The organism is Cupriavidus malaysiensis (assembly GCF_001854325.1).
GTDB classification, from domain to species: domain Bacteria; phylum Pseudomonadota; class Gammaproteobacteria; order Burkholderiales; family Burkholderiaceae; genus Cupriavidus; species Cupriavidus malaysiensis.
On record NZ_CP017754.1, the window covers coordinates 4319128 to 4340581 of the forward strand.

The window sequence follows — 21454 nt, forward strand, 5'->3', positions numbered from 1 at the left end:
GCCTGCCGCCGCGGCTGGCGCAGCCTCAGGTACGCGTGGCGGAACCGAGCGCCCGCTGCAGGCTGTCGAGAAAGCGCTCGGCGGACTGGTAGCCGATCACCCGTACCGGGCGCTCGCTGCCATCGGCGCCGAACAGGATGATACCGGGCGGGCCGAACAGGCCGAAACGCTTGAGCAACGCCTTGTCGTCGGCATTGTTGCGGGTCACGTCGGCCTGCAGCAGCACCAGGCCAGACAGGCGCGAACGCACGGCGGTGTCACTGAAGGTCAGGCGCTCCATCTCCTTGCAGCTGACGCACCAGTCGGCATAGAAATCCAGCAGCACCGGCTTGCCCGCCGCCGAGGCTTGCGCGACGCGCGTCTCCAGTTCGGTCACCGAGGCGACGCGCTCGAAGCGGACCTCGGCATGCCCGGCCCCGCCCGGCACGGCGGCGCCCGCACCGCGCACCGCGGCCAGGTGCGACAGGGGCTGCAGTGGATCGCGGCCGCCCGAGGCCAGGCCCACCAGCAGGATGGCACCGGCCAGGGCCGCCAGCAGGCCCAGGCCCTTGCCCAGCCGCGCCAGTCCGTGCGGCTCGCTACCGAGCTGGTCGAAAGCGCCGAGAAAGACCGCCGCCACCAGCAGCAAGGCGGCCCAGGCCGCCATCAGCAGCCAGGCCGGCAGCACCGGACTCACCATCCAGATCGCCACACCCAGCAGCAGGAAACCGAAGAAGCGCTTGGTCACCTCCATCCAGCGTCCGGCACGCGGCAGCAGGTTGCCGGCCCCGACGCCGACCAGGACCAGGGGCACGCCCATGCCGAGGGCCATGGCGAACAGTGCACCGCCACCAGTGAAGGCATCGCCGGTCTGCGCGATATAGGCAAGCGCGCCGGCCAGCGGCGCCGTCACGCAGGGGCCGACGATCAGCGCCGAGATCGCGCCCATCGCGGCGGCACCGGCGACCTGGCCGCCCTGGCGGCGGTTGGAGGAAGCCGTCAGCCGCGTCTGCCAGCGCTGCGGCAGCTGCAGTTCATAGAGGCCGAACATGGACAATGCCAGCGCCACCATCAGCACGGCGAAGGCGCCCAGCACCCAGGGATTCTGCAGCGCAGCCGACAGCCCCTCGCCGAGCAGGCCGGCGGCCACGCCGACTGCGGTGTACACCACGGCCATGCCGAGCACATAGGCCAGCGACACCGCCAGCGCGCGGCCGCGCGTGACGTGCTCGCCCACCACGATGGACGACAGGATGGGCACCATCGGCAGCACACAGGGCGTGAAGGTCAGCAGCAGGCCGAGGCCGAAGAAGAGCGCGGCGATCAGCGGCAGGTTGCGGCTGGCCAGGGCGCCGGCGATGCGATCGCCATCGTCGCCGCCATCCAGCCTGGCCCCAGCGCTTGCGGCCGGGGCATCCGCGCCCGGCGCACGCGCCGTCGGCGCCTCGCTGCGCGCTGCCTTGCCGAGCAGTCCATCGAGCGCGCTGCCGCCGACCTGGAAGGCATGCTCCATCGGCGGATAGCACAACCCCTTGTCGGCGCAGCCCTGCGACGTCACCACCAGGGTCCAGCCGCCCTCGGGGGCCGACTCCACCGGCACGCGGATGGTGACGCCGTCGTGGTACGTCTCCATCTCCTTGCCGAAGTTCTCGTCGAACTTGACCTTGCCCGGTGGAAACTGCGGCTGACCCAGCTTCACTCCGGCCGGCTGCGCGGCGAAGGCGAAGCGGTCGCGGTACAGGTAGTAGCCATCGGCCACGTCGAAGCGCACCTCGATGGCGTGCGCGTCGATCTGGCGGGCGGCGAAGCGGAAGGCCTGCTCGGGTGGCAGGAAGTCATCGCCGGTCGCTGCCACGGCGCCACCGGCCCCGCACAGCCAGGCGAACACCATCAGGCATGCCGCGGCGAAATGCCGCAGCGAGGCTGCGCGAGCCCGGCCTCCCGCCAGGCCTCCCGCTTGTCCGTGCCATGCAGCCACCCACTCCAGAAACATACCTCGTCCTCGTCAGTCCAGTGCGCCGCGGGCGCGCCTCAGCGCCCGCCGGGCGTCGTTTCCGCGCTCACCCAGGCCAGGTAGGGCGCATGGCCGGCCGCCAGCGGCCACGCCACGATCTCCGGCACCTCGTAGGGATGCGCCGCGCGGATCGCCGCTTCCAGTGCCGGATAGCGTGCGGCAGTGGTCTTGATGAGCAACGGCCATTCGGTCGCCTGCTCGATCGCGCCCTGCCACCGGTATTCCGACTCGCATGGAGCCAGCCGGTTCACGCAGGCTGCCAGACCCGCTTCCAACAGCACGTGCGCCATATGCCGTGCGCCGGCCTCATCGGGCAGGGTGGTCATCACCATCCAGATCGCTTCCACCGGCTCCATGTGCCACCTCGTCTCGTCTTGTCGTGCTCGTCCGACGCCAGCAACCAAAGCCCAAAAACAAAAGAGCCAGGCATCAGCCTGGCTCGATTGTAAGCAATGTGCGCCGGCCCGTCCTCTCGGACGGGCTGCGCCGCGGGCTTATTCCGCTGCTTCCTCGGCCGGAGCCTCGGTCACTTCCGGACGGTCGACCAGCTCGACCAGCGCCATCGGCGCATTGTCGCCCTGGCGGAAGCCGAACTTCAGGATACGGGTGTAGCCGCCCGGACGGGCGTTGTAGCGCGGGCCCAGCTCGGTGAACAGCTTGGTGACCATGTCGCGGTCGCGCAGGCGGGCGAAGGCCAGGCGGCGGTTGGCGACGGTGTCCTTCTTAGCCAGCGTGATGAGGGGCTCGACGACCTTGCGCAGTTCCTTGGCCTTGGGCAGGGTGGTCTTGATCAGCTCGTGCTGGAACAGCGAGTTGGACATGTTGCGCAGCATCGCGAGACGGTGCGACGAGGTGCGGTTCAGTTTCCGCAGACCATGACGGTGACGCATGATGATTCCTTTCTATTTCAGTGTTTGACCAGCTCTTCTATCGCCGCAGGCTTGCCAAAGGCTGCTTCCGACGCGGGCCGGTAGTCGATTGAAGCCGCCGGCACCTGCCGGCGGCCGCGCTTGCACGGGAGGCCGCTCACGCCGCCCCCCGACGCAAATTACTTCTCCAGGCCTGCGGGCGGCCAGTTCTCGAGCTTCATGCCGAGGGTCAGGCCGCGCGAGGCAAGGACTTCCTTGATTTCGTTGAGCGACTTGCGACCCAGGTTCGGGGTCTTCAGCAGCTCGTTCTCGGTACGCTGGATCAGGTCGCCGATATAGTAGATGTTCTCGGCCTTCAGGCAGTTGGCCGAGCGCACCGTCAGCTCCAGGTCGTCGACCGGGCGCAGCAGGATCGGATCGATCTGCGGCGCGCGGCTCGAGGCGGCTTCCGCCGACGACTCGGTGCCTTCCAGGGCAGCGAACACGGACAGCTGGTCGACCAGGATGCGGGCCGACTGGCGGATCGCTTCCTCGGGCGAGATCACGCCGTCGGTTTCGATGTTCATCACCAGCTTGTCGAGGTCGGTACGCTGTTCCACGCGGGCCGACTCGACCGCGTACGACACGCGGCGCACCGGCGAGAACGAGGCATCCAGCACGATGCGGCCGATGACCTTGCTCGCTTCGTCGCCGAACTTGCGCACGTTGCCGGGCACGTAGCCACGGCCCTGTTCGACCTTGATCTGCATGTCCAGCTTGCCGCCGGCAGACAGGTGGGCGATCACGTGGCCCGGGTTGATGATCTCGACGTCGTGCGGCAGCTCGATATCGGCAGCCGTCACCACGCCTTCGCCTTCCTTGCGCAGCGAAACCGTGACTTCATCGCGGTTGTGCAGCTTGAAGACCACACCCTTGAGGTTCAGCAGCAGGTTGACCACGTCTTCCTGCACGCCATCAATGGTGGAATACTCGTGGACCACCCCAGCGATCGTCACTTCCGTCGGCGCATAGCCGACCATCGAGGACAGCAGCACGCGACGCAGGGCGTTACCGAGCGTATGCCCGTAGCCACGCTCGAACGGCTCCATCACGACCTTGGCGTGATGATCGCCAAGCGGCTCGACGGCGATGATTTTTGGCTTGAGGAGTGCTGTTTGCATTAGGTTGTCCTTTTCAATACCCTCGGCTCGTTACACCGATAAGGCTGACGTATGGAACCTGAACATCCCATCGTGCGATGGGCAACAAGCCCGGCGCGCCGGGGCGCGTCGGGCTGAAGAGGGAGCTTGGCGAAAATACAAGCGTTGGACCGGTCTTGGGTCGGGCCAATGCCTGGAATTAGCGCGAGTAAAGTTCGACGATCAGGCTTTCGTTGATGTCGCCCGAGATATCGGCACGATCCGGCACTTGCTTGAAGGTGCCTTCGAACTTCTTGGCGTCGACAGCGACCCAGGTCGGGAAACCCGACTGCTCGGCCAGCGACAGCGCTTCGGCGATACGCACTTGCTTCTTCGATTGCTCACGCACCGTCACCACGTCACCGGCCTTGATCTGGGCCGACGGGACATTCAGGGCCTGGCCGTTCACCAGGATGGCCTTGTGCGACACCAGCTGGCGCGCTTCGGCGCGGGTCGAACCGAAACCCATGCGGTAGACGACGTTGTCCAGGCGCGATTCCAGCAGTTGCAGCAGGTTTTCGCCGGTGTTGCCCTTGCGGCGGTCAGCCTCGGCGAAGTAGCGGCGGAACTGGCGCTCGAGCACGCCGTAGATGCGCTTGACCTTCTGCTTTTCGCGCAGCTGGTTGCCGTAGTCCGAGGTGCGGGCACCCGAGGTGCGGCCGTGCTGGCCCGGCTTGCTGTCCAGCTTGCACTTGTCGGCCAGCGAGCGACGCGCGCTCTTCAGGAACAGATCAGTGCCTTCGCGGCGGGAGAGTTTGGCCTTCGGGCCGGTATAACGTGCCACTTTATCTTCCTTTGGTCGATCACGGCGCCATGCCGCCAGAAGGCGGTGCGCCGCGAGTCCGCCTGGTCCTGCCGCCTTATCGGCGCGGCTGGGCGAACGGTGGGCTTATCCGGCGCGGCCCTCCGATTGAAGGCCGCGCAAAACAGCATGTACTTGAATGGCCGCCCAGGCCACGACTGCCTGGCGGCGCAAAACGAAAACCTGCCACAAACAACTGGGGCAGGCCAACGCGCGATACTACCACAAGCGATCGCAGCAGGGGAAGCCCTGCTGCGACCGTGCCTGGCGCTTTAGATACGGCGGCGCTTCGGCGGACGGCAGCCGTTGTGCGGCACCGGCGTCACATCTTCGATCACCGCGATCTTGATGCCGAGGGCGTTCAGGGCACGCACGGCCGACTCGCGGCCCGGGCCCGGGCCCTTGATGCGCACTTCCAGGTTCTTGATACCCTGGTCTTGCGCCACGCGGCCGGCGTTCTCGGCTGCGACCTGGGCTGCAAACGGGGTCGACTTGCGCGAACCCTTGAAGCCCTGGCCACCGGCGGTCGCCCACGACAGAGCGTTGCCCTGGCGGTCGGTGATGGTGATGATGGTGTTGTTGAACGAAGCGTGGACGTGCGCGATGCCGTCGGCAACGTTCTTCTTGACCTTCTTACGCGCGCGCTGGGCGGCGTTGTTCGGACCTTTTGCCATTGTCTATCTTCCTCTGCCTTCGGCTTTACTTCTTCAGAGCCACGCCGGCCTTGCGCGGACCCTTGCGGGTACGTGCATTGGTGCGGGTACGCTGACCGCGCAGCGGCAGTCCCTTGCGGTGACGCATGCCACGATAGCAACCAAGGTCCATCAGACGCTTGATGTTCATCGTGGTCTCACGACGCAGGTCACCCTCGACCGTGACCTTGCCTACCTCGTCACGGAGCTTTTCCAGGTCGGCGTCGGTCAGGTCCTTGACCTTCTTGTCAAAAGGAACGCCGGTGGCCTCGCAGATTTTGCGGGCGCGCGAGCGGCCGATACCGTAAATGGCGGTCAGGCCGATCTCGGTATGCTTGTGGTTCGGGATGTTAACCCCTGCGATACGTGCCATTCGTCAATCCTCTCTACGATTAGCCTTGGCGTTGCTTGTGGCGGGGATCCGACGAGCAGATCACGCGCACGACACCGTTGCGCTTGATGATTTTGCAGTTGCGGCAAATGCGCTTAACAGAAGCCAGCACTTTCATAATTTTCCTCTTCCTTCAATTCCTGTTCGCTTCACTTCGTCCGGAAGACGATCCGTGCACGCGACAGATCATATGGGGTCAGCTCGACGGTCACCTTGTCACCCGGAAGGATCCGGATGTAATTCATCCGCATTTTTCCGGAGATATGGCCCAGTACCACATGGCCGTTCTCCAGCTTCACACGGAAGGTTGCGTTGGGGAGGTTTTCCAGCACCTCCCCGTGCATCTGGATGACATCGTCTTTTGCCATACCTAGCCCGTACCGACCCGGCTTCAGCGCAAGGTCAGATTACCCTTGAAATTCGCCTTCTTCAGCAGCGACTCATATTGCTGCGACATGACATAGGACTGGACCTGAGCCATGAAGTCCATCGTGACGACCACGATGATCAGCAACGAGGTTCCGCCGAAATAGAACGGAACATTCCAGCGCAGCACCAGGAATTCCGGCAACAGGCAGACCAGTGTGATGTAGATCGCACCAGCCAGCGTCAGGCGCACCAGGATCTTGTCGATATAGCGCGTCGTCTGCTCGCCCGGACGGATGCCAGGAATGAAGGCACCGCTTTTCTTCAGGTTGTCTGCAACTTCACGGCTGTTGTACACCAAGGCCGTATAGAAGAAGCAGAAAAATACGATTGCAGTCGAGTACAGCAGGATGTACACCGGCTGGCCGGGCGACAGGGTTGCGGCCAGGTCCTTGATGAACCGACCGACCGCCCCGGTCGAATCCGAGGTGAACCAACCCGCGATGGTCGCCGGGAACAGGATGATCGACGATGCGAAGATCGGCGGAATCACCCCGGCCATGTTCAGCTTCAGCGGCAGGTGCGACGACTGACCGCCGTACACCTTGTTGCCGACCTGACGCTTGGCATAGTTCACCAGGATCTTGCGCTGGCCACGCTCGATGAACACCACGGCGTAGGTCACGCCGATGATGATCGCCACGATCAGGATCGAGGCGATGATGCTCATCGAACCGGTGCGCACCAGCTCGAACAACCCTCCGATCGCATTGGGCAGGCCCGCTGCGATACCGCCGAAGATGATGATCGAGATGCCGTTGCCCAGACCACGCTCGGTGATCTGCTCACCGAGCCACATCAGGAACATCGTGCCGGTCACCAGCGTGATCACGGCCGTGACCCGGAACATCAGGCCCGGATCCAGCACCAGGCCAGGCTGTGACTCCAGTGCGACCGCGATCGACAGCGCCTGGAAGGTGGCCAGGACCACCGTGCCGTAGCGCGTGTACTGCGTGATCTTCCGCTGCCCTGCCTGCCCTTCCTTCTTCAGCGCTTCCAGCTGCGGCAGCACGATCGTCAGCAACTGCATGATGATCGACGCCGAGATGTACGGCATGATGCCGAGCGCGAAGACGGTAAAGCGCGACAGCGCACCGCCCGAGAACAGGTTGAACATCCCGAGGATGCCACCCGACTGACTCTGGAAAAGCTTCGCCAGCTGGTCCGGATCGATTCCCGGCACCGGAATGTGCGCACCGATGCGGTAGACGATCAGGGCCAGCACCAGGAACATCAGCCGGCGCTTGAGATCGCCGTACTTCGCCGTGTTCTTGGCTAGCGCGCTTGCATTGGGTTTCGCCGTGGCCAAACGATGCTCCGACTGTGACTCGCCTTGACTGCGAAATCAGCTGCTAGTTTATTCCGCGATCTGGCCGCCAGCGGCTTCGATCGCGGCCTTGGCGCCAGCGGTGGCACCCAGACCCTTGATCGTCACCTTGCGGGTCAGCTCGCCGGCCTTGATGACCTTGGCGCTCTTGACCAGGTCGCTCACCAGGCCGGCCTGCTTCAGAACCAGCAGGTCCACCTCGGTGGCTTCCAGGCGCTCGATGTCGCGCAGGGTCACTTCAGCGTTGAAGGCCTTGGTCAGCGAGGTGAAGCCACGCTTCGGCAGGCGACGGTACAGGGGCATCTGGCCGCCTTCGAAGCCGACCTTGTGGAAGCCGCCCGAACGCGACTTCTGACCCTTGTGACCGCGACCAGCCGTCTTGCCCAGGCCGGAGCCGATACCGCGGCCGACGCGACGCTTGGCGTGCTTCGAACCGGCGGCCGGTTTCAGGTTGTTCAGTTGCATCTTGCTCTCCGAGTTCCCGGTATCAGGCCAGAACCTTGACCAGGTACGAGACCTTGTTGATCATGCCGCGCACGGCGGGCGTGTCCTGCAGCTCCGAGACGGAGTTCAGGCGACGCAGGCCCAGGCCAATCACGGTGGCGCGATGATCCTGGCGCGTGCCGATCAGGCTCCGCACCAGTTGCACTTTTACGGTTTTCTGCGACATTTGCGGACTCCTTAGCCGAGGATGTCTTCGACCGACTTGCCGCGCTTGGCGGCGATCTCGGACGGAGTGCTCATCTTCTGCAGGCCATCCAGCGTGGCGCGGACCATGTTGTACGGATTCGTCGAACCGTGCGACTTGGTCACCACGTTGGTCACGCCCATCACTTCGAAGATCGCGCGCATCGGACCGCCGGCGATCACGCCGGTACCTTCCTTGGCGGGCATCATCAGCACCTTGGCGGCGCCGTGCTTGCCCACGACTTCGTGCTGCAGCGTGCCGTTCTTCAGTGCGACCTTGACCATCTTGCGACGGGCTTCATCCATCGCCTTCTGCACGGCCACGGGGACTTCCTTAGCCTTGCCCTTGCCCATGCCGATGCGGCCGTCGCCGTCACCTACAACGGTCAGCGCAGCGAAACCGAGAATCCGGCCACCCTTCACCACCTTGGTGACACGGTTGACCGAGATCATCTTCTCGCGGAGGCCGTCGTCGCGTTCGTCCTGCTGGACTTTTGCTTGCATCTTTGCCATGACGTATCTCTCTCTAGCGCTTAGAACTTGAGGCCGGCTTCGCGTGCAGCGTCAGCCAGAGCCTTCACGCGGCCGTGGAAGCGGAAGCCGGCGCGATCGAACGCGACGATTTCCACGCCGGCAGCCTTCGCCTTCTCGGCGATGCGCTTGCCAATCACGGTGGCGGCGGCGGTGGTCGCGCCACTGCCGGTCAGTTCCTTGCGCACTTCTGCTTCGAGGGTCGAAGCCGAGGCCACCACTTGGGTGCCGCACGGCGAGTAGACCTGAGCGTAAATATGCGAGTTCGTGCGGAACACCGTCAGACGATTCACTTTCAGTTCCGCGATCTTCGCGCGGGTCTGACGTGCACGGCGCAAACGAGCGTCTTTCTTGTTCATCTCTGCACCCCTTACTTCTTCTTGGTTTCCTTCAGGATGACGCGCTCGTCGGCGTAGCGCACACCCTTGCCCTTGTAGGGCTCGGGCGGACGGTACGCGCGGACTTCAGCGGCAACCTGACCGACTTTCTGCTTGTCCGCACCCTTGATGATGATCTCGGTCTGCGTCGGCGTTTCCGCCTTCACGCCTTCCGGCATCTCATGGATCACGTCGTGCGAGAAACCAAGCTGGAGCTTCAGCGCAGCGCCTTGGAGCTGGGCACGGTAGCCCACGCCAACCAGGGTCAGCTTGCGCTCGAAACCGGTGGTCACGCCCTTGACCATGTTCGCCGCGAGGGCGCGCATGGTGCCTTGCAGGGCGTTTGCTTCGCGCGATTCATCGGCCGGGGCGAAAGTCAGCGTGTCGTTCTCGACATTGACCTTGACCAGGCTGTGGATCGGCTGGGACAGCGTACCGAGCGGGCCCTTCACAGAGAGCACACCGGCCGCCACGTTCACTTCCGCGCCTTTGGGCAGCGCGATGGGAGCCTTACCTACACGGGACATGGTTCCTCCTTAAGCGACGTAGCAGAGAACTTCGCCGCCCACGCCGGAGGCACGTGCCTTGCGGTCGGTCATCAGACCCTTCGGGGTCGAGATGATCGCCACGCCCAGGCCGTTCATCACCTGCGGGATCTCGCTGCGGCCCTTGTAGACACGCAGGCCAGGCTTGGACACGCGCTCGATGCGCTCGATGACCGGACGACCTGCGTAATACTTCAGACCGATGGTCAGTTGTGCCTTGCCGCCTTCTTCTTTCACTGCGTAGTCGTCGATGTAGCCTTCGTCCTTCAGGACCTTGGCGATCGCTGCCTTCAGCTTCGACGACGGCATGACAACCGACGCCTTCTGCACGCCTTGGGCGTTGCGGATGCGCGTCAGCATATCGGCGATGGGATCGCTCATGCTCATACTGTTTCTCCTGTAGCCTGTGCGTAATTACCAGCTGGCTTTCGTCAGACCCGGGATTTCGCCACGGAAGGCGATCTCGCGGATCTTGTTACGCGCCAGGCCAAACTTGCGGAAGGTACCGCGGGGACGACCGGTGATCGCGCAGCGATTGCGCTGGCGAGTCGGGTTAGCGTTGCGCGGCAGCTGCTGCAGTGCCAGACGCGCGCCGTAACGCTCTTCTTCCGACTTCTCTTGGTCGTCGATGATGGCCTTGAGGGCTGCGCGCTTAGCGGCGAACTTCGCCACCAGCTTGGCGCGCTTCTTCTCACGTTCAATCAGAGCCAGTTTAGCCACGGTTACCCCTTAATTACGGAACGGGAACTTGAATGCAGCGAGGAGCGCCTTGGCTTCCTCGTCATTCTTCGCCGTCGTCGTGATGCTGATGTTCAGACCACGCAGTGCGTCGATCTTGTCGTACTCGATTTCGGGGAAGATGATCTGCTCTTTCACACCGATGTTGTAGTTGCCGCGACCGTCGAACGAACGGCCCGACACACCACGGAAGTCACGCACACGCGGCAGCGCCACGGTGACGAAACGATCGAGGAATTCGAACATGCGCTCGCCGCGCAGGGTCACCATCGCACCGATGGGGTAGCCCTGGCGGATCTTGAAGCCGGCGATGGCCTTCTTGGCCTTGGTCACCACGGGCTTCTGACCAGCGATCTTGGTCAGGTCGCCAACGGCGAGCTCGATGACCTTCTTGTCGTTGATCGCTTCGCCCAGACCCATGTTCAGGGTGATCTTGGTGATGCGCGGCACTTCCATGATCGACTTGAAACCGAATTGCTCGATCAGCTTCGGAACGACCTGTTCTTTGTAAAACTCTTGCAGACGTGCTGTCATGCTCAACTCCTATCCGTGCCCAGAATCAAGCAGCCACGACGGCGCCGGTGGTCTTCAGGAAGCGCACGCGCTTACCGTCTTCCACCTTGATGCCGACGCGCGACGGCTTGCCATTGGCATCCACGAGCGCAACGTTGGAAATATGCAGGGGCATGACCTTGTCGACCACGCCACCGGTGGTACCCAGCATCGGGTTCGGGCGAGCGTGCTTCTTGGCAACGTTCACGCCTTCGACGGCAACCTTGTCGCCCAGCACGGCTTGCACGGTGCCACGCTTGCCCTTGTCCTTGCCGGTCAGGACGATGACCTCATCGCCTTTGCGAATCTTGTTCATGGCGGCTCCTTACAGCACTTCCGGCGCGAGCGACACGATCTTCATGAAGCGCTCGGTACGGAGTTCACGAGTCACCGGCCCGAAGATACGGGTGCCGATCGGCTCGAGCTTGTTGTTCAGCAGGACGGCGGCATTGCCGTCGAACTTGACGAGCGAACCGTCCGCGCGGCGCACGCCCTTGGCGGTGCGGACCACGACGGCGTTATAGATGTCGCCCTTCTTGACACGGCCACGGGGGGCTGCGTCCTTGACGGTCACCTTGATGATGTCGCCAACGCTCGCATAGCGGCGCTTGGACCCACCCAGCACCTTGATGCACAGCACTTCGCGCGCACCAGTGTTATCGGCCACTTCGAGCCGGCTTTCTGTCTGAATCATGGTGTTATCTTCCCAACTTAATCCGCCTGGCTTGCCGGAATGCAAGCCCGCCGGTCAGTCTTGGTCCCGTCGGAACCGGCTTTGCGCCAGCACCGCTTGGGTTGATCAACTTTGAAGTCGGTAGTCGCCTGGCGACCCTGACTGGAGAGACCCCCAGCCCGGTCCGCCGACCCCGGCTCGCCTCACAGGCCCGCCCGGGTGGTACAGCTAAGGCGAACGCAATAAAGCGGAAGTCCAGGATTATAACATATAACCCTGGACTTGCAAGCTAGGATACGACCGCGTTGTCGTTAGATGACGCGGGCGGCTTCCACCAGACGGGAGACTACCCAGGCCTTGGTCCGGGACATCGGACGGCCTTCCTGGATCTCGACCTTGTCGCCTTCCTTGTACTGGTTGGCTTCGTCGTGTGCGTGGTACTTCTTCGAACGCAGCACGTACTTGCCATACAGCGGGTGCTTGACGCGGTTTTCAACCAGGACCGTCACGGTCTTGTCCATCTTGTCGCTTACAACCCGGCCGACCAGCGTGCGGCGAAGCGACGATTCCGTTTTTGCAGTTTCAGTCATTTCGAGCTCGCCTTTTCACTCAGCACGGTTTGCACCCGCGCGATGTCCTTGCGCACCTTCTTCAGCTGGCTGGTGTTCTGCAGCTGTTGGGTGGCCTTTTGCATGCGCAGGCTAAATTGGGCCTTCAGCAGCTCGGAGAGCTCCTGGTTCAGCCCGGCGGCGTCCTTGCCGCGCAGTTCGGATGCTTTCATTCCTGCTCTCCTTACGTCCCGACCTGACGCACCACGAAGTTGGTGGCGATCGGCAGCTTGGCGGCCGCGAGGCGGAACGCCTCACGTGCCAGCTCTTCGCTCACGCCATCCATTTCGTACAGCATCTTGCCCGGCTGAATCTCAGCCACGTAGTACTCCGGGTTGCCCTTACCGTTACCCATACGGACTTCAGCGGGCTTCTTCGAGATCGGCTTGTCCGGGAAGATCCGGATCCAGATGCGGCCGCCACGCTTGATGTGACGGGTCATCGCACGACGTGCCGACTCGATCTGGCGAGCCGTCAGGCGGCCACGGCCCATTGCCTTCAGGCCGAACTCGCCGAAAGACACGGCGTTGCCACGGGTAGCCTTACCCGTGTTGCGGCCTTTCTGCTCCTTGCGGTACTTTCTGCGCTTAGGTTGCAGCATCGTTATTCTCCACTCTTCCCATCTGCGCCAGGCGCAGCGCGACGGCCGGCACCGGCACCGCCGCGGCGGTTGCCACCCGGACGGCCTTCACCGTCACGGCGGCGACCATCGGGGCGACCCGGACGGCGGCGACGTTCGTCTTGCGGCTCTTCCACCACCGGCGCTTCGTTGCGGCCGAGGTGATCTCCCTTGTAGACCCACACCTTGACACCGATGATGCCGTAGGTGGTTTCCGCTTCGGAGAAGCCGTAGTCGATGTCAGCACGCAGGGTGTGCAGAGGCACACGGCCTTCGCGGTACCACTCGGTACGGGCGATTTCGATGCCATTCAGACGGCCCGAGCTCATGATCTTGATGCCCTGGGCGCCCAGACGCATCGCGTTCTGCATCGCGCGCTTCATGGCGCGGCGGAACATGATGCGACGCTCGAGCTGCTGGGTGATCGAGTCGGCGATCAGCTGCGCATCGGTTTCCGGCTTGCGGATTTCCTCGATGTTCACGTGCACGGGCACGCCCATGCGACGCTGCAGCTCGGCCTTCAGCAGTTCGATGTCCTCACCCTTCTTGCCGATCACCACGCCCGGACGCGAGCTGTAAATGGTGATGCGGGCATTGCGGGCGGGACGCTCGATCACGACGCGGCCAACCGATGCGTTCTTGAGCTTCTTCTTCAGGAAGTCGCGAACTTCGATGTCTTCTTTCAGCATGCCGGCGAACTTCGTGTTGGCGGCGTACCAACGCGAGGCCCAGTTACGGCTGACGGCCAGACGGAAGCCAGTCGGATGAATCTTCTGTCCCATCGTGACTCCTTAGTTGCCGAGCGTCACAGTGATGTGACAGGTTTGTTTCTCGATGCGGTTGCCGCGGCCCTTCGCCCGTGCGGTGAAGCGCTTGAGCGAGGTCGCCTTGTCGACGTAGATCGATTTGACCTTCAGTTCGTCGATGTCGGCGCCTTCGTTATGCTCGGCGTTGGCGATGGCCGATTCGACCACCTTCTTCACGATCCCGGCGGCCTTCTTCGGGCTGAACGCCAGGATGTTGAGCGCGCGCTCGATCGGCAGACCACGGATCTGGTCAGCGACCAGGCGCGTCTTCTGGGCGGAGATACGGGCACCGCGATGAATCGCTTTCACTTCCATGATGGCACCTTACCTCTTCGCTTTCTTGTCGGCCGCGTGACCCTTGAACGTGCGAGTGATCGCAAATTCGCCGAGCTTGTGGCCAACCATGTTTTCCGTCACGTACACCGGCACGTGTTGACGGCCGTTGTGCACGGCGATCGTCAGGCCGATGAAGTCCGGCATGATGGTCGAACGACGCGACCAGGTCTTGATGGGCTTCTTGTCCTTGCCGCCTGCAGCCGCTTCCACCTTTTTCAGCAGGTGGGCGTCACAGAACGGACCCTTCTTTGCGGAACGTGTCATGTCTTTAGCTCCTACCTACCGATTAACGCTTGTGGCGCTTCTGCACGATCATGCTGGCAGTGCGCTTGTTGCTGCGGGTGCGGTAGCCCTTGGTCGGGGTACCCCACGGCGACACCGGATCGCGACCAGCAGCGGTCTTGCCTTCACCACCACCGTGCGGGTGATCCACCGGGTTCATCACCACACCGCGGACCGTCGGGCGGATACCGCGCCAGCGGGTCGCACCGGCCTTGCCGATGACGCGCAGGCTGTGCTCTTCGTTACCCACTTCACCAACGGTGGCACGGCATTCGATGTGAATGCGGCGCACTTCGCCGGAGCGCAGGCGGACCTGGGCGTACACGCCTTCGCGGGCCATCAGCACAGCCGAGGCACCGGCGGCACGGGCGATCTGCGCGCCCTTGCCGGGCAGCATTTCCACGTTGTTGATCGTGGTACCGACCGGGATGTTGCGGATCGGCAGGTTGTTACCGGCCTTGATCGGCGCTTCCGAGCCGTTCATCAGCGATTGGCCGGCGACCATGCCCTTGGTGGCGATGATGTAGCGGCGCTCGCCGTCGGCGAACAGCACCAGCGCGATGTTCGCGCTGCGGTTCGGATCGTATTCCAGGCGCTCGACCTTGGCGGCGATGCCGTCCTTGTCGTTGCGCTTGAAGTCGACCACGCGGTAGTGGTGCTTATGACCACCGCCCTTGTGACGGGTGGTGATGTGACCGTTGTTGTTGCGGCCCGACTTCTGGAATTGCTTTTCCAGCAGCGGAGCATGGGGCGCACCCTTGTGCAGGTCGCGGTTGACGACCTTCACCATCGAGCGGCGACCCGGGGAAGTCGGCTTGGTCTTGACGAGTGCCATGATTACTTGGCCTCCGCTTCGAAGTTGATTTCCTGACCCGGCTTCAGCGACACGTACGCCTTCTTGACGTGGTTGCGACGGCCCATGAAGCGGCCGAAGCGCTTTTGCTTGCCCTTCTGGTTCAGGATCTGAACGGACTGCACCTCGACCTTGAACAGCAGTTCGACTGCCGCCTTCACTTCCGCCTTGTTGGCGTCGCGGGCGACTTCGAACACGACCTGTTCATTCTTGTCGGCGACCAGGGTTGCCTTTTCGGAAACCACGGGCGCGAGCAGCACCTGCATCAAACGATGATCGTTCTTGGCTACTTGCGTCATTTCAGCAACTCCTCGATCTGCGCGACGGCCGCCTTGGTGACCAGCACCTTCTTGTAGTGCACCAGCGACAGCGGATCGGCGTGGCGTGCTTCAACCACCGACACGTGCGGCAGGTTGCGAGCGGCCAGGTAGAGGTTCTCGTCGAGGCTGTCGGTGATGACCAGGACCGAGTCCAGGCCCATGGCCTTGAACTTGTCGGCCAGCAGCTTGGTCTTCGGGGCTTCGACGGTCAGACCTTCCACCACGTTGATACGACCTTCACGTGCGAGCTGCGAGTAAATCGAGCGCAGGCCGGCACGGTACATCTTCTTGTTGACCTTCTGGCTGAAGTTCTCTTCCGGCGAGTTCGGGAAGATACGGCCGCCCCCGCGCCACAGCGGCGAGGAGGACATACCGGCACGGGCGCGACCCGTACCCTTCTGGCGCCACGGCTTCTTGGTCGTGTGCTTGACCTCTTCACGATCCTTCTGCTTACGGTTGCCGCTGCGAGCGTTGGCCTGGTAAGCGACGACGATCTGGTGAACGAGGGCTTCGTTGTAGTCACGACCGAAGACTTCGGGCGAGGCGGTAACGCCGGCGCCGATCTGGCCGTTGTCCTGCAGGAGCTTGAGTTCCATTGTTTCCGCTCCTTAAGCTTTGGCTTTGGCCTTGACGGCCGGGGTCACGATAACCTTGCCGCCCTTGGAGCCGGGGATGGCGCCCTTGACCAGCAGCAGCTTGCGCTCTGCGTCGATCTTGGCGATTTCCAGGTTCTGGACGGTGCGGGTGACGTCACCCAGGTGACCGGTCATGCGCTTGCCCGGGAACACGCGGCCCGGATCCTGCGCCATACCGATCGAGCCCGGCACGTTGTGCGAACGCGAGTTACCGTGGGTGGCACGGCCGGAAGCGAAGTGGTAGCGCTTGATGGTACCGGCGTAGCCCTTACCGATGGTCACGCCCTGCACGTCGATCTTCTGACCGACTTCGAACAGGTCGACCGACAGCGAACCGCCAGCTTGCAGTTCGGCAGCCTTGGCTGCATCGATACGGAATTCGCGGATGATTTCGCCGGCTTCCACGCCGGCTTTGGCGAGGTGACCCGCCAGCGGCTTGGTGACGCGGCTGGCGCGTCGCTTGCCGAAGGTGACTTGAACCGCGGTGTAACCGTCGGTCTCGTCCGTCTTGATTTGCGTCACGCGGTTGTCGCCGACCTCGACCACGGTAACGGGGATCGAATCACCGTCGTCCGTGAAAATACGGGTCATGCCAACCTTGCGACCTACAAGGCCAAGGCTCATGGTTTGCTCCATTCCCAGCTGCGATTGGCCGGGGCTGATTGATACACGAAACTGTGTGATCTGCGGAATGCCGCAGGAGTCTGCCGCGGAGCGCATGGCTGCGCGCGGCACGGGCTTGCGCAAAAGAGGACAGCGCGAGGCCAAAACGGCCAGCCCACCACCCAGAGACACGGGTAGCCTTACACTATATCCGACCCAATTGGAAAGGGCAAGAGGTAAACCCGGATTCCGGGCGGGGCCGTTGCGGCGATGCGAAACAGGTGGCAGGCCGGCCGCCCGCTGCACGGAATGCCGTCCCGGCCGCGATAGGCAATGGGCCGGCGGTCGGGCGATGGAGACCGCCGCCGCAAGCCGGGAACGACGGGGAGCGGTGCATCGATGGAGCCGCCTGCGCCGTGCGCAAAGGGCCTCGGGCCTAGGCAGCGATGCGCACGAAGCCGCCGCCGTAGAAGACCAGCGGCTCGCCCTCCCCCGCTTCGCAGCTTTCGACTTCGCCCACCACCAGCAGGTGGTCTCCGATCGGATCGGCGCGCACCACGCGGCAGGCCAGCGTGGCCAGGGCATCGTCGAGGTAAGGCACACCGGCCGGGCACCGGCGGTGGGCCACGCCGCTGAACTTGTCCGGCGCGGGCGTCGCGAAGTGGCGGGCCAGCGCCCCCTGGCCGGCATGCAGGACGCTGACGCCGAAACCCGCGGCCGGTACGAACAGTCCGGCGTTGGGCGAGTGCAGCGCGAGGCTCCAGAGGATCAGGGGCGGTGCCAGCGACAGGGAGGCGAAGGAGTTCACGGTCAACCCGACCGCCCTGCCCTGCGCGCCAGCCGCCCCGATCACCGCCACGCCGGTGGCGTAGCGCGAGCAAACCCGGCGCAGGGTACGGCCGTCGAGGGCGCCCGGCTGCTTGTCGGCTGCGGCGTCCATGTCAGGCTGCCTGCGGCAGGTACTGCTCGATCAGCGCATGGCAGGCCTGGGCATCGCGCCACCAGGGGAAGAAGTCGGGCGGATTGTCGAAGCCGTTGGCAATGCGGCCCGCCAGCGCCGGCGCCTGGCCAGCCGCGCCCAGCAGTGCCAGGATGTGCGGCGGTGGCGGCGCCAGCAGGGAGTTGGTCCAGTCCACCACATACGAGGCGTAGTCCCAGTAGCGGGCGAAGGTCTGCTCCATCCAGGCGGCGTCGAAGGGGCGGTCGCCGCGGGCGAGGATGGCATCGAGATAGACCTTGCAGCACTTGGCGGCATTGTTCGAGCCCTGTCCGGTGATGGGGTCGTTCACCACCACCGCATCGGCCATGCCGAACACCGGCCGGCCGGACGGCAGCGTCATCACCGGCTTGCGCACCGTGGGAGCGAAGCGCCCGGCCAGGATGCCGTTGGCGTCGGTCAGCTCGACCGCGGCGCAGCGTTCAGCCTCCCAGGGCAGCCAGGTGCGCAGGATGCGCAGGCTCTCCTGCAGGTGCTCCGCGGGCGTACGCGCGTCCTGCCAGCGGTCCATGGGGCCACCGGGCACGCCTTCGAACACCATGATCTCGCAGGGCCCGGACAGGGTCAGCGCGGGAAATACGAAGTATTCGCCCACGCCGGGGATCAGGTTGAAGCAGACCCGGGAGAACGGCTCGCGCGGCGCCATGCCATGCACATAGGTCAGGGCAAGCGAGCGCTGCGGCGCTGCGTAGGGACTGCGCGCGGCATCGCGCTCGAAGCGGCCGACGATCTCTCCCTTGCCGGCAGCCAGCAGCACCAGGTCATGGCTGGCCGCCAGCGCCTCCAGTTCGTCGATGCCGGCGTCACCGATGCGCAGGTCGCCACCACGCGCGGCGAAGGCCTCCATCCATGCCGGCATCTTGAGGCGCTGGTCGACCGCCTGCGCCGGCTTGTCCAGCGGCGCCGCCCAATCGATCAGGCGGGCGCCCGGCTGCTCGGGATGCGGCACGGCCAGGCCGATTCCCTCGACCGGCGGGCACTCGGCCTCCCACCAGTTCAGGTCGAGGTCGCGCTCAGTCTGCAGCGCACGGTCGAACATGCACTGGCTGGACATGACCTTGCCGGCCCGGACCTGTTCCGGGGTGCGGTTGGTCATCAGGGTCACGTGGTAGCCCCGGGCCTGCAGGCCCAGGGCCATCTGCAGGCCGGACTGGCCGGCCCCGACGATGGCGATGCGTTGGCTCATGGCGTTGTCTCCTCGATGGACGGGTCGCGCGGTCTGGAAAAGGACGAAGGCAGCCGGCCGGCGGCGCGCGACGCCGCGCCGGCAGATAGGGCAACAGAGGGAATGCGGCGCGACGGCCGCGACGGCTCAGCCGGCCAGGCGCGGAATGGCCGGTTCGGCGCGCTCCGGCCCCATGGCCGAGTAACCGCCGTCGACCGCGTAGTCGGCCCCGGTCACGAAGCTGGCATGGTCCGAGCACAGGAACAGCACCACCTGGGCCACCTCGTCGGGCTCGCCGACGCGGCCGAGCAGGTGGAAGTCGGCCGCCACGCGGTCGGTGCGGGCGCGGTCGCCGCCTGACACCTCGTCCATCAAGCGGCACCAGGTCCAGCCGGGCGACACGGCATTGACGCGGATGCGGTCGGGCGCGAGGTCCATGGCCATGTTGCGCGTGAGTTGGCGCAGCGCGGCCTTGGACACCGGGTAGAGCCAGCGGCCGGTCTGGGCGACATTGGCGGAGATGCTGGTGAAGTTGACGATGGCGCCGCCACCGCGCGCGCGCATCAGCGGCTGCACCGCCTGTGCCAGCATCACCGCGGAGACCACGTTGACGTCGAGGGCGGTGCGCCAGTCGGCGCGGCTGGAGCGCAGCCCGTCATCAAGGTAGGTGCAGGCCAGGTTGACGAGGAAATCGACCCCGCCGAACTGCTCGGCAACCTGCGCCACGGCCGCTGCGACCTGGGCGTCATCGCTGATGTCGGTACGCAGGAAACGGCAGCGCTCGCCCAGTTCCGCCGCCACCCGCTCACCGCCGGCGGCATCGATGTCCAGGATGGCCACGCGCGTGCCGGCGGCCACGAAAGCACGCGCCACGCCGGCGCCGATCAGCGTCGCGCCACCGGTGATGATGGCGACCTTGTCCTGCAAGCCTTTCATGTCATCGTCTCCTCGTCTGCGGGCGGCGCCTCATGCGGGCGCCGGCTCCGGGGGTTGAAGCGGCCGCACGGCACCTAGCGGTGCCATGCGGTGGCCATCGCGTCGGCCTTAGTGGTGGTCTTGGTGGTGGTCTTAGCGGTGGCCTACTTGCCTTCGCTGTCCTGCCAACGCGCCATCAGGGTGTTCGATGGCAGCGTTTCGTCGAGCAGCTTGCGCGCGGTCTCGATGCCGGCCACCGGCAGCCCAGCGGGGTCCAGCCTGCCGATCTGCACCAGCACGCTGGCCTGGTCCCAGTAGATGTGTTCGTGATAGAGCTTGTCGCCGCGGAACTTGACGATGGCGACCAGCGGAATCTCCACGCGACGGCCGGTGGGCGCCACGCCGGGCAGCATCCAGTCGATCTCGCAGGTGTGCGTGAAACAGAACAGCAGCTCGTCGACGATCTGGCTCGCGCCGATGGTGCGCGACAGCGGGATCAGCGCGGTGTCCGGCGGATTGCTGTGCACGAAGTGGTGCTGGTAGAAGCGCTTGAGCTGGCGGTAGCCCACGCCGCCGGTCATGGTCGGAATATGGTTGACGTAGGGCTCGGCGACCATCGTCGCCATGGTGGCGTCGACGTCGCGCGTGGCGAATTCGTACTCGCAGTGCTTGTCCCACAGTGCCGAGAAATCGTAGTGCGGCCCCATCTCGCGACGCAGCGCGGCAATCGAGCGCTGGTGCGCCATCAGGGCGCTGGGCTTGTCGAAGTGCTCGCCGCCGGCGCGCGCGAAGGCGTGGTCCACGCCCGGGTAGACATAGACCTCGATGCCGTCGCGCCCGCCCAGCGCCGCCCCGATGCGCGCCTGAGACTCGGGCGGGCAGAAGCCATCCTGCGCAGCGATGTGCAGCACCAGGCGGCCGCGCATCCTGGCCGCCTCATCGAGGGCATGCTCGATGCCGACCCCGTAATAGGCGACGGCGCAGGCGACGTCCGGCAGCCTGCAGGCAGCCAGGTAAGCCAGCTTGCCGCCGAGGCAGAAGCCCAGCACGCTGGTGCGGCCGACGCATTCCGGGCGCTGGCGCAGGGCCTCGAGGGCAGCGCCGACATCCTTGACCCCCAGGGCCTCGTCGAAGCGCTGGTAGAGGCCCAGCGCGCGCTGGAAGTCTTCGCCGCGATCTCCCAGCTCGATGCCGGGCTCCAGGCGCCAGAACAGGTCCGGCACCAGCACCGTGTAGCCCTCTTCGGCGTAATAGTCAGCTACCTGCCGCATGGTGGCGTTGACGCCGAAGATCTCCTGGCACAGAACGATCCCGGGCCCCTTGCCGGCAGCCGGGGTGGCGAGATAGCCGCTGAAGCTGCCGTCGGGGGTCTGGATCTGGATGGTCTGGCCCATTGCCTGGTCTCCTTGTTGGTGTGGGGGTCGGGCTGCCTGCGGTTGGCGCCGGCGGTGACGCCGAAGGGTGACACCGGAACCGGGCCGCGTCGCCACATGGATTCCATCATGGGCGCTCCGCACTGCAGCAAGCTAGCCGC

The 21454-nt window shown here is 64.7% G+C and carries 34 protein-coding genes; all 34 read right to left on the bottom strand.

The features are described from left to right. Positions 1-25: 25 nt before the first annotated feature. Positions 26-1870, bottom strand: a complete 1845-nt coding sequence (dsbD, locus tag BKK80_RS19575) for a protein-disulfide reductase DsbD (protein WP_236903701.1) — start codon at positions 1868-1870, stop codon at positions 26-28. A gap of 140 nt (positions 1871-2010) precedes the next feature. Then, complete coding sequence (gene cutA, locus BKK80_RS19580) at positions 2011-2349, bottom strand: divalent-cation tolerance protein CutA (protein ID WP_071037799.1); 339 nt, start codon at positions 2347-2349, stop codon at positions 2011-2013. A gap of 138 nt (positions 2350-2487) precedes the next feature. Continuing rightward, positions 2488-2883: a 50S ribosomal protein L17 gene (rplQ, locus tag BKK80_RS19585; RefSeq protein ID WP_071010105.1), complete on the bottom strand. Its 396-nt coding sequence runs from the start codon at positions 2881-2883 to the stop codon at positions 2488-2490. Positions 2884-3041: 158 nt separating this feature from the next. Beyond that, positions 3042-4022: a DNA-directed RNA polymerase subunit alpha gene (locus tag BKK80_RS19590; protein ID WP_071010107.1), complete on the bottom strand. Its 981-nt coding sequence runs from the start codon at positions 4020-4022 to the stop codon at positions 3042-3044. Positions 4023-4200: 178 nt separating this feature from the next. Then, on the bottom strand, positions 4201-4824 hold the full coding sequence (gene rpsD, locus BKK80_RS19595; RefSeq protein ID WP_071010108.1) for a 30S ribosomal protein S4: 624 nt from the start codon (positions 4822-4824) through the stop codon (positions 4201-4203). Positions 4825-5114: 290 nt separating this feature from the next. After that, positions 5115-5516, bottom strand: coding sequence for a 30S ribosomal protein S11 (gene rpsK, locus BKK80_RS19600; RefSeq protein ID WP_008642963.1), 402 nt, complete (start codon positions 5514-5516; stop codon positions 5115-5117). A gap of 25 nt (positions 5517-5541) precedes the next feature. After that, on the bottom strand, positions 5542-5907 hold the full coding sequence (gene rpsM / locus BKK80_RS19605; RefSeq protein WP_071010110.1) for a 30S ribosomal protein S13: 366 nt from the start codon (positions 5905-5907) through the stop codon (positions 5542-5544). A 19-nt stretch (positions 5908-5926) separates the two neighbouring features. Continuing rightward, positions 5927-6043: a 50S ribosomal protein L36 gene (gene rpmJ / locus BKK80_RS35680; protein ID WP_008642959.1), complete on the bottom strand. Its 117-nt coding sequence runs from the start codon at positions 6041-6043 to the stop codon at positions 5927-5929. A 31-nt stretch (positions 6044-6074) separates the two neighbouring features. After that, the gene (infA, locus tag BKK80_RS35685; RefSeq protein ID WP_018313956.1) at positions 6075-6293 is read right to left on the bottom strand and encodes a translation initiation factor IF-1; all 219 of its coding nucleotides are present in this window, start codon (positions 6291-6293) and stop codon (positions 6075-6077) included. 23 nt (positions 6294-6316) lie between these two features. Next, positions 6317-7660 carry a preprotein translocase subunit SecY gene (gene secY / locus BKK80_RS19615; protein ID WP_071010112.1) on the bottom strand — a complete coding sequence of 448 codons (1344 nt, stop codon included), beginning with the start codon at positions 7658-7660 and terminating at the stop codon, positions 6317-6319. A gap of 48 nt (positions 7661-7708) precedes the next feature. Further along, a complete protein-coding gene (gene rplO, locus BKK80_RS19620; RefSeq protein WP_071010114.1) occupies positions 7709-8143 on the bottom strand; it encodes a 50S ribosomal protein L15 in 435 nt (144 codons plus the stop codon). Between the two features lie 22 nt (positions 8144-8165). Beyond that, the gene (gene rpmD, locus BKK80_RS19625; protein WP_071010115.1) at positions 8166-8348 is read right to left on the bottom strand and encodes a 50S ribosomal protein L30; all 183 of its coding nucleotides are present in this window, start codon (positions 8346-8348) and stop codon (positions 8166-8168) included. Between the two features lie 11 nt (positions 8349-8359). Beyond that, complete coding sequence (rpsE, locus tag BKK80_RS19630; RefSeq protein WP_039007559.1) at positions 8360-8878, bottom strand: 30S ribosomal protein S5; 519 nt, start codon at positions 8876-8878, stop codon at positions 8360-8362. Between the two features lie 20 nt (positions 8879-8898). After that, positions 8899-9255: a 50S ribosomal protein L18 gene (gene rplR, locus BKK80_RS19635; protein WP_071010117.1), complete on the bottom strand. Its 357-nt coding sequence runs from the start codon at positions 9253-9255 to the stop codon at positions 8899-8901. A gap of 11 nt (positions 9256-9266) precedes the next feature. Beyond that, on the bottom strand, positions 9267-9800 hold the full coding sequence (gene rplF, locus BKK80_RS19640) for a 50S ribosomal protein L6 (RefSeq protein WP_071010119.1): 534 nt from the start codon (positions 9798-9800) through the stop codon (positions 9267-9269). A gap of 9 nt (positions 9801-9809) precedes the next feature. Continuing rightward, positions 9810-10205 (bottom strand): 30S ribosomal protein S8, encoded by a 396-nt coding sequence (gene rpsH / locus BKK80_RS19645; protein WP_071010122.1) that lies wholly within the window; start codon positions 10203-10205, stop codon positions 9810-9812. A gap of 27 nt (positions 10206-10232) precedes the next feature. Next, on the bottom strand, positions 10233-10538 hold the full coding sequence (gene rpsN, locus BKK80_RS19650; RefSeq protein ID WP_071010124.1) for a 30S ribosomal protein S14: 306 nt from the start codon (positions 10536-10538) through the stop codon (positions 10233-10235). A 9-nt stretch (positions 10539-10547) separates the two neighbouring features. Continuing rightward, positions 10548-11090: a 50S ribosomal protein L5 gene (rplE, locus tag BKK80_RS19655; protein WP_071010125.1), complete on the bottom strand. Its 543-nt coding sequence runs from the start codon at positions 11088-11090 to the stop codon at positions 10548-10550. A 25-nt stretch (positions 11091-11115) separates the two neighbouring features. Next, positions 11116-11424 (bottom strand): 50S ribosomal protein L24, encoded by a 309-nt coding sequence (rplX, locus tag BKK80_RS19660; RefSeq protein ID WP_071010127.1) that lies wholly within the window; start codon positions 11422-11424, stop codon positions 11116-11118. Between the two features lie 9 nt (positions 11425-11433). Further along, a complete protein-coding gene (gene rplN, locus BKK80_RS19665) occupies positions 11434-11802 on the bottom strand; it encodes a 50S ribosomal protein L14 (RefSeq protein ID WP_006576237.1) in 369 nt (122 codons plus the stop codon). A 290-nt stretch (positions 11803-12092) separates the two neighbouring features. Then, on the bottom strand, positions 12093-12371 hold the full coding sequence (gene rpsQ, locus BKK80_RS19670; protein WP_071010129.1) for a 30S ribosomal protein S17: 279 nt from the start codon (positions 12369-12371) through the stop codon (positions 12093-12095). Beyond that, complete coding sequence (gene rpmC / locus BKK80_RS19675) at positions 12368-12562, bottom strand: 50S ribosomal protein L29 (protein WP_071010131.1); 195 nt, start codon at positions 12560-12562, stop codon at positions 12368-12370. Before rpmC ends, rpsQ begins: the two co-directional genes overlap by 4 nt. An 11-nt stretch (positions 12563-12573) precedes the next feature. Further along, positions 12574-12990, bottom strand: coding sequence for a 50S ribosomal protein L16 (rplP, locus tag BKK80_RS19680; RefSeq protein WP_006576240.1), 417 nt, complete (start codon positions 12988-12990; stop codon positions 12574-12576). Between the two features lie 2 nt (positions 12991-12992). Next, on the bottom strand, positions 12993-13790 hold the full coding sequence (rpsC, locus tag BKK80_RS19685) for a 30S ribosomal protein S3 (protein ID WP_071010132.1): 798 nt from the start codon (positions 13788-13790) through the stop codon (positions 12993-12995). Positions 13791-13799: 9 nt separating this feature from the next. Further along, entirely contained in the window at positions 13800-14129 is a 330-nt protein-coding gene (rplV, locus tag BKK80_RS19690) for a 50S ribosomal protein L22 (protein ID WP_061956552.1), read from the bottom strand. A gap of 9 nt (positions 14130-14138) precedes the next feature. Then, positions 14139-14414: a 30S ribosomal protein S19 gene (rpsS, locus tag BKK80_RS19695; protein ID WP_071010134.1), complete on the bottom strand. Its 276-nt coding sequence runs from the start codon at positions 14412-14414 to the stop codon at positions 14139-14141. A gap of 22 nt (positions 14415-14436) precedes the next feature. Further along, the gene (gene rplB / locus BKK80_RS19700; RefSeq protein ID WP_071010135.1) at positions 14437-15267 is read right to left on the bottom strand and encodes a 50S ribosomal protein L2; all 831 of its coding nucleotides are present in this window, start codon (positions 15265-15267) and stop codon (positions 14437-14439) included. A 2-nt stretch (positions 15268-15269) separates the two neighbouring features. Then, a complete protein-coding gene (gene rplW / locus BKK80_RS19705) occupies positions 15270-15584 on the bottom strand; it encodes a 50S ribosomal protein L23 (protein ID WP_006576245.1) in 315 nt (104 codons plus the stop codon). Next, positions 15581-16201: a 50S ribosomal protein L4 gene (gene rplD / locus BKK80_RS19710; protein ID WP_071010137.1), complete on the bottom strand. Its 621-nt coding sequence runs from the start codon at positions 16199-16201 to the stop codon at positions 15581-15583. Before rplD ends, rplW begins: the two co-directional genes overlap by 4 nt. Before the next feature lie 12 nt (positions 16202-16213). Beyond that, a complete protein-coding gene (rplC, locus tag BKK80_RS19715; RefSeq protein ID WP_071010138.1) occupies positions 16214-16864 on the bottom strand; it encodes a 50S ribosomal protein L3 in 651 nt (216 codons plus the stop codon). Positions 16865-17279: 415 nt separating this feature from the next. Next, the gene (locus BKK80_RS19720) at positions 17280-17783 is read right to left on the bottom strand and encodes a flavin reductase family protein (protein ID WP_071010140.1); all 504 of its coding nucleotides are present in this window, start codon (positions 17781-17783) and stop codon (positions 17280-17282) included. Between the two features lies 1 nt (position 17784). Further along, entirely contained in the window at positions 17785-19026 is a 1242-nt protein-coding gene (locus BKK80_RS19725) for a styrene monooxygenase/indole monooxygenase family protein (RefSeq protein ID WP_071070565.1), read from the bottom strand. A 126-nt stretch (positions 19027-19152) separates the two neighbouring features. Beyond that, on the bottom strand, positions 19153-19941 hold the full coding sequence (locus tag BKK80_RS19730; protein WP_071010144.1) for an SDR family oxidoreductase: 789 nt from the start codon (positions 19939-19941) through the stop codon (positions 19153-19155). 143 nt (positions 19942-20084) lie between these two features. Continuing rightward, on the bottom strand, positions 20085-21314 hold the full coding sequence (locus BKK80_RS19735; protein ID WP_071070566.1) for a dienelactone hydrolase family protein: 1230 nt from the start codon (positions 21312-21314) through the stop codon (positions 20085-20087). Between the last annotated feature and the right edge of the window lie 140 nt (positions 21315-21454).